The 14,695-nt window shown below is 62.2% G+C and carries 12 protein-coding genes; 9 read left to right on the top strand and 3 right to left on the bottom strand.

The window, feature by feature from the left end; all coding sequences use genetic code 11:
• Positions 1-9: 9 nt before the first annotated feature.
• From ABIB57_RS13090 to ABIB57_RS13080, 3 genes are read left to right on the top strand one after another with little or no spacing between them, the layout of a single operon-like run.
• Positions 10-1,134, top strand: coding sequence for an ABC transporter permease (locus tag ABIB57_RS13090; protein ID WP_354041903.1), 1,125 nt, complete (start codon positions 10-12; stop codon positions 1,132-1,134).
• Between the two features lie 13 nt (positions 1,135-1,147).
• Positions 1,148-2,812, top strand: coding sequence for an ABC transporter ATP-binding protein (locus tag ABIB57_RS13085; protein ID WP_354041400.1), 1,665 nt, complete (start codon positions 1,148-1,150; stop codon positions 2,810-2,812).
• Between the two features lie 9 nt (positions 2,813-2,821).
• Positions 2,822-4,192 (top strand): alpha-glucosidase/alpha-galactosidase, encoded by a 1,371-nt coding sequence (locus tag ABIB57_RS13080; RefSeq protein WP_354041399.1) that lies wholly within the window; start codon positions 2,822-2,824, stop codon positions 4,190-4,192.
• 83 nt (positions 4,193-4,275) lie between these two features.
• On the opposite strand, the gene ABIB57_RS13075 is transcribed toward ABIB57_RS13080, so the two are convergent.
• The 3 genes from ABIB57_RS13075 to ABIB57_RS13065 all read right to left on the bottom strand — a co-directional run bounded on the left by ABIB57_RS13075 (position 4,276) and on the right by ABIB57_RS13065 (position 7,956).
• Entirely contained in the window at positions 4,276-4,869 is a 594-nt protein-coding gene (locus ABIB57_RS13075; RefSeq protein WP_354041398.1) for a LysE family translocator, read from the bottom strand.
• Positions 4,866-6,407 carry a tryptophan halogenase family protein gene (locus ABIB57_RS13070; protein ID WP_354041397.1) on the bottom strand — a complete coding sequence of 514 codons (1,542 nt, stop codon included), beginning with the start codon at positions 6,405-6,407 and terminating at the stop codon, positions 4,866-4,868. Before ABIB57_RS13070 ends, ABIB57_RS13075 begins: the two co-directional genes overlap by 4 nt.
• 94 nt (positions 6,408-6,501) lie before the next feature.
• Positions 6,502-7,956, bottom strand: coding sequence for an alpha-glucosidase/alpha-galactosidase (locus ABIB57_RS13065; RefSeq protein WP_354041396.1), 1,455 nt, complete (start codon positions 7,954-7,956; stop codon positions 6,502-6,504).
• Positions 7,957-8,056: 100 nt separating this feature from the next.
• On the opposite strand from ABIB57_RS13065, the gene ABIB57_RS13060 reads away from it, so the two are divergent.
• The 6 genes from ABIB57_RS13060 to ABIB57_RS13035 all read left to right on the top strand — a co-directional run bounded on the left by ABIB57_RS13060 (position 8,057) and on the right by ABIB57_RS13035 (position 14,518).
• Entirely contained in the window at positions 8,057-8,929 is an 873-nt protein-coding gene (locus ABIB57_RS13060) for an AraC family transcriptional regulator (RefSeq protein WP_354041394.1), read from the top strand.
• 169 nt (positions 8,930-9,098) lie between these two features.
• Positions 9,099-10,130, top strand: coding sequence for an aldo/keto reductase (locus ABIB57_RS13055; protein ID WP_354041393.1), 1,032 nt, complete (start codon positions 9,099-9,101; stop codon positions 10,128-10,130).
• Positions 10,131-10,329: 199 nt separating this feature from the next.
• Positions 10,330-11,238 (top strand): LysR family transcriptional regulator, encoded by a 909-nt coding sequence (locus ABIB57_RS13050; RefSeq protein ID WP_354041391.1) that lies wholly within the window; start codon positions 10,330-10,332, stop codon positions 11,236-11,238.
• Between the two features lie 161 nt (positions 11,239-11,399).
• Complete coding sequence (locus ABIB57_RS13045; RefSeq protein ID WP_354041390.1) at positions 11,400-12,554, top strand: ABC transporter substrate-binding protein; 1,155 nt, start codon at positions 11,400-11,402, stop codon at positions 12,552-12,554.
• Positions 12,555-12,575: 21 nt separating this feature from the next.
• Entirely contained in the window at positions 12,576-13,571 is a 996-nt protein-coding gene (locus tag ABIB57_RS13040) for an ABC transporter ATP-binding protein (protein ID WP_354041388.1), read from the top strand.
• Positions 13,568-14,518, top strand: a complete 951-nt coding sequence (locus tag ABIB57_RS13035) for an ABC transporter permease (protein WP_354041387.1) — start codon at positions 13,568-13,570, stop codon at positions 14,516-14,518. Before ABIB57_RS13040 ends, ABIB57_RS13035 begins: the two co-directional genes overlap by 4 nt.
• The last annotated feature ends 177 nt before the right edge of the window (positions 14,519-14,695 follow it).

Below are 14,695 nucleotides of genomic sequence, written 5' to 3'. Positions count from 1 at the left end.
GGCGTGGCCATGCCCACCCCGGCCGAAGAAGCCACCAATCCTGTGCAGACGCGCTTTTCGCACGGTAATGAGGGTTATGCGACACTGGTCTGGCGCCGCTTCAAGCGCTCGCCCATGGGCATGATCGGCCTGGTCCTCGTCTGCTTCCTGCTGGTGGTCTCGGTGTTTGCCGATTTCTTCGCACCGATGGACCCCAAGGCGGCCAACCTGCCGTTCGCCCCGCCCGATGTCATTGCCTTCGAGGACCCGGCCGGCGCCTTCAGCCTCATCCCCTATGTCTACCCCATCGGCGACAGCGGCGAGTTCGACCCCATAACCTTCCAGCCCCTCAACGGACCGGATAAGTCCAATCCGACCCCAACGCGCCTCTTCGTGACCGGCTACGACTACAAGCTGCTCTGGTTCATCCCGGCCAATATCCACTTCTTCGGCACCACCGATGGGCGCCCGATCCAGCTGCTCGGAACCGACAAGTTCGGCCGCGATATCCTGTCGCGCGGCATTGTGGGCTCGCGCATCTCGCTGATGATCGCCCTCGCCGTGGTTACCCTCACCACCATCGTCGGCACGCTGGTCGGCATTACCTCCGGCTATCTCGGCGGCCGCACCGATGCCTGGGTGCAGCGCTTCGTCGAGTTCGTGCTCGCCTTCCCGCAATTACCGCTCTACCTGGCGCTGACCTCGCTCATCCCCGTGACGGCGCCGTCCAATGTGTTCCTCACCTTCGTCATCGCCGTCATGGCGATCTTGGGCTGGGCGCAACTGAGCCGGGAAGTGCGCTCAAAAACCCTGTCGCTCGCCCGCATCGAATACGTTCGCGCCGCCATCGCGGTGGGCTCCAGCGATGCGCGCATCATCACGCGCCACATCCTGCCCAACGTGCTCAGCCACATCATCGTGGCCATCACCCTGGCTATTCCCAGCGTCGTGCTGCTCGAGAGCTTCCTTGGTTTCCTCGGCTTTGCGGTGAAGCCCCCGCTGATCTCCTGGGGCCTGATGCTGCAGGATACCGGCACCTTCTCGGTGATCGGCTCCTATCCATGGATCCTGTCGCCGGTGGTGTTCGTACTGATCACCGTCTTTGCCTTCAACGCGCTGGGCGACGGCCTGCGCGATGCCATCGATCCGTATTGAGTAGGGCAAGACCATGACCGACACCAACTTGCCTGTTTCCAACACCCGCCACGATCTCGGCTCCCATGGCCGCGAACTGATCCTCAACGCCCGCAATATCGGCGTCGATTTCAAGGTCGAGGGCGGCATCGTCCACGCCGTCCGCGACGTGTCGTTCCAGCTCCACAAGGGCGAAACCATTGCCCTCGTCGGTGAAAGCGGCTCCGGCAAATCGGTCACCGCCCGCGCCCTGATGAAACTGCTCACCAAGCGCGCCACCATCGCGCCGCAGACCCAGATCACGCTATCGGGCCAGGACATCGTCAAGATGAGCGACCGCGATATGCGCAAGCTGCGCGGCAACGACATCGCCATGATCTTCCAGGAGCCGATGAGCTCGCTCAACCCGGTCTACACCATCGGCCAACAGATCTGCGAGGTGATCCATCTCCACAACAAGATGAACCGCCGCCAGGCCATGGAAAAGGCTCGCGACCTGCTCGAAGAGGTGCAGATTCCCGACCCTGGCGCTCGCCTACTGCAATATCCGCACCAGCTTTCGGGCGGCCAGCGCCAGCGCGTCATGATCGCCATGGCCCTCGCCAACCGGCCGGACGTGCTGATCGCCGACGAGCCCACCACGGCGCTCGACGTGACCGTGCAGGCGCAGATTCTCAACCTGATCAAGGACCTCAAGGACAAATACGGCATGGCGGTGATCCTGATCACCCATGACCTCACCGTGGTCCGCCAGTTCAGCGAATATGTCTACGTCATGCAGAACGGACGGGTGCAGGAGCACAATGCCACTGAAGCTTTGTTCGCCAATCCCACCCACGCCTATACCAAACACCTGCTGGCCTCTGAGCCCAAGGGTACCGCCAATCCGCTCGGCGACATGCGCGAGACGGTGCTGGAGGGCAAGAACGTCAAGGTTGCCTTCACGCTCAAGCGCGGCGGCTTCTTCAAGCCCGATTTCTTCGAGCTACGCGCCGTCGACAATCTCGATATCAAGCTGCAACGCCACGAAACGCTGGGCATTGTGGGTGAATCAGGCTCCGGCAAGACCACGTTTGGCCAAGCCCTGATACGCCTGATCAACAACCAGGGCGGCGAAATCTATTTCGATGGCGAGCGCATCGATACCAAGGACCGCCAGCAGATGCGACCGCTGCGTAGCCGTATGCAGATCGTGTTCCAGGACCCGTTCTCATCGCTCAATCCGCGCATGTCGATCCGCCAGATCATCGAGGAAGGCCTGATCGTCAACAATATCGGGGCCAACCGTGGTGAACGCGGCGATCGGGTGCGTCAGGCACTGCGCGATGCCGGCATGCCCGATAAGATCCTGCAGCGCTTCCCGCATGAATTCTCCGGCGGCCAGCGCCAGCGCATCGCCATCGCCCGGGCTATCGCGCTTGAGCCCGAATTCATCCTGCTCGACGAGCCGACCTCGGCGCTCGATCTCTCCGTGCAAGCCCAGATCATCGACCTGCTGCGCAAGCTGCAGGACGAAAAGGGCCTCAGCTATCTTTTTATCTCGCACGATCTCAAGGTCGTCCGAGCCCTCTGTCACCGCGTTATGGTCATGCAAAACGGCAAAATCGTCGAGCAGGGCCCCGTCGCCGACGTTCTCACCAATCCGCAAACCGATTACACAAGGCGCCTTGTCCGCGCTGCGTTTGAAATAGCCGCCTAGGAGCATTTTATGGCAAATCCCAAGATTACCTTTATCGGCGCCGGCTCGGCCGTGTTCATGAAGAACATCGTCGGCGATATCCTGCAGCGCCCGGCTTTGGCCGGCGCTACCATCCGCCTGATGGACATCAATCCGACCCGTCTCGAAGAGAGCGAAGTCATCGCCCGCAAGCTGATCGCCACCCTCGGCGTTTCGGCCCAGGTCGAGACCTATTCCAACCAGCGTCAGGCACTGGACGGCACCAATTTCGTCGTCGTCTGCTTCCAGATCGGTGGCTACGAGCCCTCGACGGTCATCGATTTCGACGTGCCGAAAAAGTACAACCTGCGCCAGACCATTGCCGATACTCTCGGCGTTGGCGGCATCATGCGCGGCCTGCGCACCGTGCCCCATCTGTGGAGCATTTGCGAAGACATGCTGCAGGTGGCCCCCGAGGCGGTCATGCTGCAATACGTCAACCCTATGGCCATCAACACCTGGGCCATTGCCGAAAAATACCCCACCATCAAGCAGGTCGGCCTCTGCCACTCGGTGCAGGGCACAGCGATGGAACTGGCCCACGATCTCGATATTCCCTACGAGGAAATCCGCTATCGCTCGGCCGGCATCAATCACATGGCCTTCTACCTCAAGTTCGAGCATCGCCTAGCCGACGGCTCCTATCGCGATCTCTATCCTGATCTGCTGGCTGCCTATGCCTCCGGCAAGGCGCCCAAGGCCAGCAAGTGGAATCCGCGCCAGAACAATAAAGTGCGCTATGAAATGCTCACCCGCCTCGGCTATTTCGTCACCGAAAGCTCCGAGCATTTCGCCGAATACACGCCCTACTTCATCAAGGAAGGCCGCGAGGACCTGATCGAGAAGTTCGGCGTTCCGCTCGATGAATACCCCAAGCGCTGCATCGAGCAGATCGCCAAGTGGAAGAAGACCAGTCAGGATTACCGCAACGCCGACCGCATCGAAGTGGCGCAGTCCAAGGAATACGCCTCCTCCATCGTCAACTCGGTGTGGACTGGCGAGCCTTCGGTGATTTACGGCAACGTCCGCAACAACGGCGTCATCACCTCGCTGCCCAATAACGCCGCCGTCGAAGTGCCGTGCCTCGTCGATGCCTCGGGCATCCAGCCCACCTTCATCGGCGATCTGCCCCCGCAGCTGACCGCACTGATCCGCACCAATATCAACGTGCAGGAACTCACCGTCGCGGCCCTGATGACCGAAAACCGCGAGCACATCTACCACGCCGCCATGATGGACCCCCACACCGCCGCCGAACTCGATCTCGACCAGATTTGGAACCTGGTCGACGATCTCCTCATCGCCCACGGCACCATGCTGCCCGAATGGGCCCGCCTCTCCCGCAAGCAGCAGGTCGCGTAAGCGGCTCTGGACTAGTCCTCCCTGCTTGCACAACGGCCCCGATGCGAAAGCACCGGGGCCGATTGGTTTGGGGAGCATGCACCTCAGTGAGCCAGCATCCCTTCCACCGTCTGCACCACCAACAGCACCGCAAACACCGCCAGCGCCACAGAGGTCACCCGCTCCACCCGCGCCGACGTCAACAACCCCCGCGCCGACTTCTGCGCCACCATCCCCAGGCTCATCCACCCGATCGCCGTAACCACCACCAGCACCGCGAACACACCCAGATACGGCACTCTCGCCACGAACCCCACCTGCGGAAAAATCGCAAACGCAAACACCGGTCCCTTGGGGTTGATCAACGTCGTCGCGAACACCCGCCATAGGGTAATTCCGCGCTCTTTCAGATCGGCCCGCCCCGCTGCGCTCCACAGCTTCCACCCCGACCAGATCAGAAATGCCGCCGCGATAAACTTGGCCACCACCGGCACCAGCGGCTGGCTCGTCGCCACTGCGCCGACAACTTCCGTCCAAAACGTGATGGCAATAAAATAGCCGCCCAGCTCACCCGCCAAAAACGGCAGCGACTTGACCACCCCGCGACTGGCGCCAACGGCGGCCATCAATGTGTTGGTTGGCCCTGGCACCGCAAGCAGCGCCAGCACCGCGAGGATAAACGGCACAAGGTCGTTCATCCCATCTCCTGGACCGCAGCAAGAAATTCAGCATGCTGCATCGCCTGACCCGCCGCGGCGCGATATTCCTTCACCAGCGAATTGAAAGTCTCCTGGGCGAACCGCTTCAGCTTGGGGTCGCGATCCATTTCCCGCCGCGCCACGTCCTGGCTCAACAGACCCAATCCGCTCAGCACCGGATAGTGCAACTGCGTCTCGATATGCGGTAAGCCACCGAGATAATTGGGAAAATCCTCTTGCCGCGGCATCTGGCTCTGCCAGCGCGCCAGCCGTTCCTTGGTTTCGGGGTGAATGCGGTTGGCCTTCACCTCCCGCCAGAAGGGTGTGTCGTCCCGCTCGGTGACGTAATGCGTGTTCACGAACGTGCGGAAATCATCGACCTGCCGCCCCACCCGGGCATTGTAATCCGCTCTATCCTTGTCGGTTATGTCCCTGGGATTCTTCATGAAATGCTGCGCGAACAGCATCATCTGCACGATAGTCCCATGGATGGAAGTGGACTCCAGCGGCTCGAGAAAACTCGAACTCAGTCCCACCCCGATGCAATTGCCGATCCACGCATTCTCCAGCCGCCCAATCTGGAATTTGATGTCGCTGCGCACCTCGATCTCATGCCCCAGCACCCGCTCCACCTCGAGCTTGGCCTCCTCAGGCGTTGAGAATTCATCGGAATACACATAGCCGCAGCCATAGCGCGTCCGCGTCGGAATCTGCCACATCCAACCCGAGCTTTGCGCCCAAGCCCTTGTATAATTTGCCAATTCTTCGCCGGGCTTGATGTCGATCCAGAACGGCAGCGCCCGATTGACCGGCAATTCCTTCGCGTAGGACACCCATGGCGCCTTGAGTTCCTTGACGATAATCTGCTTGCGGAACCCGGTCGCATCAATGAAGAAATCGCCTTCGAATCGCTGGTTATCGTCCAGCACCAGCGCGGTGATCAGCCCACTCTCCGCATCGCGCTCGACACTCGCCACCGTCGCATCGACGATATCTACACCCTTGGATTTGCTGGCAAAAAACTTGCCGACCAGCGCCTGATCGAAGTGATAGGCGTGATGAAACGGCCCCAGCGGCACCAGCGATCCATCCGCCTTGCGCGCATAAGGCGCCTTCTTTTGCTCCAGCAGTGGCTGGAACAGATGCATCTCCTGCACTGCCCGCCCCGCCGCCACCGCATAAACGTTGAGATAATCCGACGGCGCCCCCGCCGGCGCCTGGATCACCTGATGCGGATCGTCGATCGGCCCGTAATAGGTAAAACCCTTGCGCCGCCAGTCTTCATGGCGAATGCCTAGCTTGAAACTGGCATCGGTCTTGCGGAAAAACTCGAACTCGTCGATCTTGAAATGCTTGAGCAGCACACGGAACGCCGCCGTCGTTGCTTCACCGACGCCGACGGTTGGAATCTTGGATGACTCCACCACCGAAATCTTGGCGTTCAGCCCCTTCCGCCGCGCCTCGTCCTGAATGATGAAGGCCGCGATCCAGCCGGCGGTCCCGCCGCCCACAATGACGAAATGCGCAGGTTTTTCCATGCGTTATGCTCTCCCCACCCCACTCTAAAACCAAGCCGGGCGCCCCACAAGGGACGCCCGGTTCGGGAGGGGTTCTTTTGTGTGCTGGGGACGTTTAGTGATGCCCGCCCGTCATCTCGCGCAGCTCTTCCACGGAGCGGACGCGCTTGCGCGCGGCGCCTTCCCAATCGGTGGTCTTGACCGTTGACTTGGCCATGCGCTCCTTGGCGGCCGGCACCGCGTCGGCATATTGCGGCAGCCACTGGGCCTGCGCCACGACCATCTCGTCGACCATGGCCCAGACCTCGTCGGGTGTGCAGATAGCGCCGACCAGCGGGTCGTGCAAAACGGCCAGCTTGAGCGTATCCAAATTGCCCGTCATCGCGGCTTCCACCGACAGGCGCTGCACCGAAACCGACACCGAACAGGTCGCGGCGCAAGCGGTCGGCAGGGTGATGCCTTCGATCATGTTGATGCCGAAACGATCGACATAGCCGGGGCTTTCGATGATGGCGTCATCGGGCAGGTTGGTGATGATGCCGTTGTTGCGGCGGTTGAAATGGCCGCGATAGGCGCGCCCGGTTTCCATCGCCTCGATGATGTAGCTGGCGTGTTCGGTGGTCCGCTTGTGCTCGGACAGGGGCTTGTTGGCCTGCTCCTTGAACATCGGGAAATCGGTTTCGAACCAGTTGCGGCGCTCGGTCGAGTGGCGCAGATAGCCGCCGGTCTCGCCGTGGATCCAATCGCTCATGTCGATCCAGCGATTGATCTCGTTCGGACGCTTGCGATACCAGGGCAGGTATTCGCTGAGGTGCCCGTTGCTTTCGGTGGAATAGACCCCGAAGCGCTTGAGCACGTCGATGCGCACCTTTTCCTGCTTGGAATAGACCGGGTGCCGCTCGAAACCAGCGATCAGCTCATCCGCCTCGATCTTGCGGCCCTTGGCGCGAATATCGATGTACCAGGTCTGGTGATTGATGCCTGAGCACACGTAATCGAGCTCGCTGTCCTCGACTCCCAGAACCTGCGCAATCTGATGAGCGCCATGCTGCACGCCATGGCACAGGCCAACCACGTTGACGCCGCCATATTGCTCGGCCGCCCAGGTGTTCATCGCCATGGGGTTGGCATAGTTGAGGAACAGCGCGCCGGGCTCGGCAACTTCGCGGATGTCCTTGCAGAAGTCGAGGATCACCGGAATATTGCGCTGCCCATAGAGAATGCCGCCGGCGCAGATGGTGTCGCCCACGCACTGATCGACGCCGTACTTCAGCGGAATCTTGATATCGGTCGCAAAGGCCTCGAGCCCGCCGACCCGCACGCAGCTCATGATGTAGCGCGCACCCGTAATGGCGGCGCGGCGATCGGTGGTGGCGGTCACCTTGGCGGGTAAATTATTGACCGAAACGATCATGTCGATGATCTGCTTGGCCATATCCAGATTGGCCGGATTGATGTCGGTCAACGCGAATTCGCAGTCGACGAATTCGGGTACCTTGAGCAGATCCGAGATCAGCGTCTTGGTGAAGCCGATCGAGCCGGCGCCGATGACGGTAACTTTGAAGGCCATCAATCTCTCCCTGCCGCGTTGCGGCTAATTTCTCTGCTCCATGTCTAGCGGCAGGGGCCGGATCGGTGTAGAGAAAACTTATGCGCGGGCGGGTAATTTTGTGCTCGATGATCTGATTGCCTACGGCCATAAACTGCGGGTGCTGGCGCTGCCGAAAAGCGCCGTGCCGCTGCACGCCATGGCGATCAGCGCCGGCTACGAACAGCGCGTCAACGAGGTCTATTCCTGGGATGGCTTGCAGCGCGGCACAGCGCCGTTCCTGGTATTGCAGCACACCATAGCGGGGCAGGGCAGGCTGGATTATGCCGGAGCCCAACACCGCCTGACGCCGGGGCAGACCATGGTGTTGAGCCTGCCGCATGCCCACCGCTACTGGCTCGAACGCGGCCAGAGCTGGGAGTATTTCTGGATCGTGCTGCACGGTCGCGAAGCGCTGCGCATCGCCCGTGAGGTGATCGACGCAGCCGGCCCCGTGCTGACCCTGCCGGAGCCGGTAATCGACAGGATGGCTGACGCTTGTCTGGCGCTGATTGATCGGCCGGGGATTTTGCCCGGCGAGGCCTCGAGCGCCGCCTACGCTGCCATCGTCGCGCTGCATGATGGGGTATTCAGCACCAATGCCGAGCCGAGGCCAGCTTTGCCACCGGCTATCGCGCGGGCCGTGGCCTATGTCGATGCCAACCTTGCCAGTGCCATCAATGTCGAGCGTATGGCGTCGGTCGCGCAGATGAGCCGCGCCCATTTCGTGCGGCAATTCTCGGCGGCTTTGGGGGCCTCCCCATCGGTCTTCGTCTTCGAGCGGCGGCTGGAGCGGGTCGAGCGGCTGCTGCTGGCCACCGATATGAGTGTCGTCGCCATCGCTGCGGCGACAGGCTTCGCCAATGCCAATTATTTGGCCAAGGCGTTCCGGCGCAAACATGGGCTGGCCCCCTTGGAATATCGCGTCGCGATGCGTTCGGCGGTTGGCGCTTAGGCTCTTGCCCCACGCCCCCTCTCGGTGCAGTATTGACTTGCGTACCTCAAATCGCGCCCCGCCCGACAAGAAACTGTCATATCGTCAATAATTGCGTCCGTTCCCTGGATGCAGCGACAGGCTATCGGGCGGCGAACCCCATTTCGAACATCCCCAAAGGGAGCCTATTATGGAATACCGCAAACTCGGCCCGAGCGGCGCGATCGTGACCAATTATGCTCTGGGCACGATGACCTTCGGCCATGAGGCCGACGAGGCCATGTCGGGTCAGCTGATGGATGATTACGTCGCTGCCGGTGGCAATTTCATCGATACAGCCAACGTTTATAACGCCGGCGTTTCCGAGGAAATCATCGGCCGTTGGCTCAAGGCGCACAAAAGCGAGGCCGAGCAGCTCGTCATCGCCACCAAGGCTCGTTTTCCCATGGGCACTGGCCCCAATGAAATCGGCATCTCGCGCCGCCATCTCGGCAAGGCGCTGGACGATAGCCTGCGCCGCTTGCAGGTCGAGCAGATCGACCTCTACCAGATGCACGCCTGGGACGCGCTGACGCCGCTGGAGGAAACGCTGCGCTTCCTCGACGACAGCGTGCGCAATGGCAAGATCGCCTATTACGGCTTCTCCAATTTCCTCGGCTGGCAATTGACCAAGGCCGTGTGGATGGCCAAGGCCAATGGCTATACGGCCCCGGTGACACTACAGCCGCAATACAATTTGCTGATGCGCGATATCGAGCACGAAATTGTGCCTGCGGTGCTGGATGCCGGCATGGGGCTGATGCCCTGGTCGCCGCTCGGCGGCGGCTGGCTCAGCGGCAAATATCAGCGCGACGTGACCCCGACCGGCGACACCCGCCTGGGCGAAAATCCCAAGCGCGGCATGGAGGCCTTCGACAAGCGCAATGCCCGCGAACAGACGTGGCAGGTCATCGATGCCGTGGCCGCCATCGCCAAGGCGCGCGGCGTCAGCTCGGCCCAGATCGCGTTGGCGTGGGTCGCGGCACAGCCGGCCGTTACCTCGGTTCTCCTGGGCGCCCGCACCCGCGAGCAGCTCGCCGATAACCTCGCCGCCACGTCCCTGACGCTGACCAGTGATGAACTCGCCACGCTCGACGCCGTCAGCAAGCCCGACATGGCGGAATATCCCTATGGCACCGGCGGCATCAACCAACGCCACCGCAAGATCGAAGGCGGGCGGTAATCTTCTTCACCTCTCCCTGGGGGGAGAGGTCGGCGCACAGCGCCGGGTGAGGGGGCCTTCCCCCTCGCACCTCACCCGGCAAAGGCCCCCTCACCTGACCCAAGAGGGTCGACCTCTCTCCAAAGGGAGAGGTGAAGGCTGTTCAACTCGCCATTCCGTCGCTAGCCTCGCCTCATTACTCCCAGCCCATCGGACCCGCGTGGCCTTCACCCTGCGTCAACTGCAATACTTCGTCGCCGTCTGCGAAACCCAGACGGTGTCGGGCGCGGCCCATGTCGTTTCCGTCTCCCAATCCGCGGTCACCGATGCGATCAAGGACCTTGAACACGATCTGGGCGTAACCTTGTTCGAGCGCCACCGGCGCGGGCTGACCATGACCAATAAGGGTCAGCAATTCTATCGCCACGCCACCCGCATTCTCTCCAGCGTTTCCGACGCCCGCCACAGCTTTTCCGACGAAGTCCCCGCCGAAGCCGGCTCGCTGCATCTGGGCGTTACCTCGCTGGTGGCCGGTTACATTCTCTCCGACCTGCTGGCCCGCTACCGCCGCGCCCAGCCTTCGGTCAACGTCACTGCCATCGAGGACAACGGCGATTATCTGGAGCATCTACTTATCGGCGGCGAACTCGACGTGGCCGTCATGGTCATTTCCAACATGCGCGACCGCGTCGCCTTGCAGGCCGAGATTTTCGAGACCTCACCTTATCGCCTCTGGCTGCCGCTGGGTCACCGGCTGGCCGGCGCCGAGATCATCGAGATCAACGACATCGCCAAGGAACCGCTGATCATGCTGACGGTGGACGAGACCGAGGAAAATACCGGCAAGCTCCTGTCGGCCTTGGGCGCCCGCCCGCAAGTGGCGTTCCGCACGCGCTCCGTGGAAGCCGTGCGCAGTCTGGTGGCGACCGGGGCAGGGGTCGCCATCCTGCCCGATCTAATCTATCGGCCCTGGTCGCTGGAAGGCGACCGCATCGAAAGCCGCGACATTGCCGGCGTACTGCCGGTGGTGCAGGTCGGCATGGTGTGGCGCAAGGGCTCGACCTTGCCGCGCGCCGCGCGGGACTTCATCTTCATGGCTCAGGCCCATCATCCTCGTCAGCGGCCCTGATGAGGTATCGGTTTTTCCGATACGAGGCTTCGTCACAAAAGATTTGCGAAAGTTAACGGGCGCTCTAAGCTCTCCCCAGGGAGCCATGCGCTCCGCGCCCGCTCCCGAGCGCGACCGGTCTTCAAGGCCGGCTCGGTTCGTTCAGGAACAGGGAGACTGCAATGAAATCGACACTGCGGACAGCCACAGCGCTTTCGATGGTGCTGCTGTTCACCGGCCAGTTAATGGCCCAGGATATGATGACGACGCTCGGGACCAATGAGGGCGAGCTCAATATCGTCGCCTGGCCGGGATATATCGAGCGCGGCGAAAGTGATCCCGGCTATGACTGGGTCACCGGCTTTGAGAAAGCCAGTGGCTGCAAGGTCAACGTCAAGACTGCCGCCACCTCCGACGAAATGGTCACGCTGATGAACGGCGGCGGCTTCGATCTCGTCACCGCCTCAGGCGATGCTTCCTTGCGTCTCGTGGCCGGCAAGAAGGTGGTCCCGGTCAATACCGACCTGATCCCGAGCTGGTCCACAGTCGACAAGCGCTTGCAGGACGCGCCTTGGTACACTGTGGATGGCAAGCATTATGGCGTGCCCTATCAGTGGGGCCCCAATGTCCTGATGTACAACACCACGACCTTTCCCAAGGCGCCGACAAGCTGGAACGTCGTCTTCGAAAAGATGGACCTGCCCGACGGCAAGACCAATGAGGGCCGCGTGCAGGCCTATGACGGCCCCATCTACATCGCCGATGCCGCCAATTACCTGATGGCCGCCAAGCCCGACCTCGGCATCAAGGACCCCTACCAGCTCAACGAAACCCAATACACCGCTGCGCTCGATCTGCTCAAAGGCCAGCGCGCCCTGGTCGGTCGCTACTGGCATGACGCGGCCGTCCAGGTCGATGATTTCATGAATGAGGGCGTCGTGGCCTCCGGCTCCTGGCCGTTCCAGGTCAATACGCTGATCGCCTCAAAGCAGCCCATCGCCTCCACCATCCCGGCCGAAGGCGCCACCGGCTGGGCCGATACCACCATGCTGGCCGCCGATGCCGCCCACCCCAATTGCGCCTATGCCTGGATGGAGCACTCGCTCAACCCGCAGGTTCAGGGTGATGTCGCCGCCTGGTTCGGCTCGGTCCCAACCGTGCCCGCCGCCTGTACCGCTAGCGAACTGCTGGGCGAAACCGGTTGCGCCACCAACGGTTTCGACAATTTCGACAAGATCAAGTTCTGGAAGACTCCGACCGCGCAATGCGAAGGGCGCGGGCAATGCGTGCCCTATTCGCGCTGGGTCTCGGACTACATCGCCGTCATGGGCAGCTGACGGTGATCGGAGGGAGATAGCATGACGTCGGCCGTCTCCCTCCACCAGGTTTCGCGCCATTTCGGTGCCGTCCGCGCTATGGACGGCGTCGATCTGGAAATCGCGCCCGGCGAGTTCTTCGCCATGCTCGGCCCCTCTGGCTCGGGCAAGACCACGTGCCTGCGCGTCATTGCCGGGTTCGAGCAACCGACCTCCGGCCACATCGAAATCTTCGGCGAAACCGCCGAAGGCGTGCCGCCCTATCGGCGCAACGTAAACACCGTATTCCAGGACTACGCGCTGTTTCCGCATTTGAACGTGCTCGACAACGTCGCCTACTCGCTGATGCTGAAAAAGGTAGACAAGGCCGAGCGCCACCGTCAGGCCGAAGACGCCTTGGCTATGGTCAAGCTCTCCGGCTACGGCGCCCGCCGCCCCGGCCAGCTCTCGGGCGGCCAGCGCCAGCGCGTCGCCTTGGCCCGCGCCATCGTCAACCGCCCCAAGGTCTTGCTGCTCGACGAGCCGCTGGGCGCGCTCGATCTCAAGCTGCGCGAGAGCATGCAGGAGGAACTCAAAAGCCTGCAGCGCTCGCTCGGCATTACTTTCATTTTCGTCACCCACGATCAGGGGGAAGCCCTGTCCATGGCCGATCGGGTCGCGGTGTTCAGCGATGGCAGGGTGATGCAGGTCGGCACGCCCGAGGAAATCTACAACCACCCCAATTCGCGCTTCGTCGCCGATTTCGTTGGCTCGTCCAATGTGCTGCCGCCCGATTTCGTCGCGCCCATGGCCGGCCAGCGCGCCTGGGCGAGCCTGCGCCCCGAAGCCATCCAGATTGTCCCGCCCGCCGGCGCCGCCATGCAGGGCCTTGTGTTGGCCAAAAGCTTCATGGGCTCGACCACCCGGCTTGGCCTCGATCTCAACGGCACGTCCATCCACGCGGTCGTCCCCGCCTCCGGCAGCACCGCCAATATCGGCGACACGGTCGGCGTCGCGTTTGCGCCCGAAGCCCTCCACCTGATGGAGCGCGAGGCGTGACCACGCTCGACAGCGGCGCCATCCTTCCCCGGCGCGGCGGCATCTTCGGCGCGCTGTCCGATGCCTTCTGGCGCCATCCCAAACTGCTGGTCTTCCTGATGCTGACCCCGCCCGTCCTCTGGCTCGGCATCATCTATCTCGGCTCGCTGCTGGCGCTGCTGCTGCAGAGTTTCTATTCGCTCGATGAATTCTCCGGCTTGGTCGTTCCCGAATTCACCCTCAGCACCTACGCCCAGCTCTTCCGCCCCTCCAACTTCGACATCATCGTCCGCACCGTGCTCATGGCGGCAGTGGTCACGCTGGCCTCGGGTGTTGTCGCTTTCCCCATCGCCTACATGGCCGCGCGCTATGCCAAGGGAAAATGGAAGGCCTTGTTCTACCTCGGCGTCATGCTGCCGCTGTGGTCGAGCTATCTGGTCAAGGTCTACGCCTGGAAACTGATCCTCGCCAAGGAGGGCATTCTCAATTGGGTGTTCGAGGACCTCCATCTCACGCCGCTGCTCGATGCATTCCTGTCCATCCCCGTCATCGGCGGCAATTCGCTCTCGGTGAGCTATACCGGTACGTTCCTGGTCTTCCTCTATATCTGGCTGCCCTACATGATCCTGCCGACGCAGGCGGCGCTGGAGCGCGTCCCGGTCAACCTGATCGACGCCTCGGGCGATCTCGGCGCCACGCCAACACAGACCTTCTGGCACGTCATTTTTCCGTTGGCTTTGCCCGGCCTCGTCGCCGGCTCGATCTTCACCTTCTCGCTGACGCTGGGCGATTACATCATTCCCAATATCGTCGGCTCTTCCCGCCAGATCATCGGCCAGGCCGTCTATGCCCAACAGGGCAGCGCCGGGAATATTCCACTGGCAGCGGCGTTTACGGTCGTGCCGATCATCATCATGGGGCTGTATTTGTGGATGGCCAAACGGCTTGGGGCGTTCAATGCGCTCTAGGTCAGGATTAGCCCTCTTCACCTCTCCCTTCGGGGGAGAGGTCGACGCGCAGCGTCGGGTGAGGGGGCCTTCCCCAACCACCGCGCCCAGCGAAGGGGGGGGGGGGGGGGGGGGGGGGGGGGGGGGCGGCGCGCCCCGCGGAGCCCCCGGGGCCGCCAGAGCACGCAGCGCTGCACA

It is taken from the genome of Devosia sp. UYZn731 (assembly GCF_040546795.1).
In the GTDB taxonomy this organism is placed as follows: Bacteria; Pseudomonadota; Alphaproteobacteria; order Rhizobiales; family Devosiaceae; genus Devosia.
The sequence above is the reverse complement of the archived record's forward strand: the minus strand, read 5'-3'. Positions and strand labels throughout refer to the sequence as shown.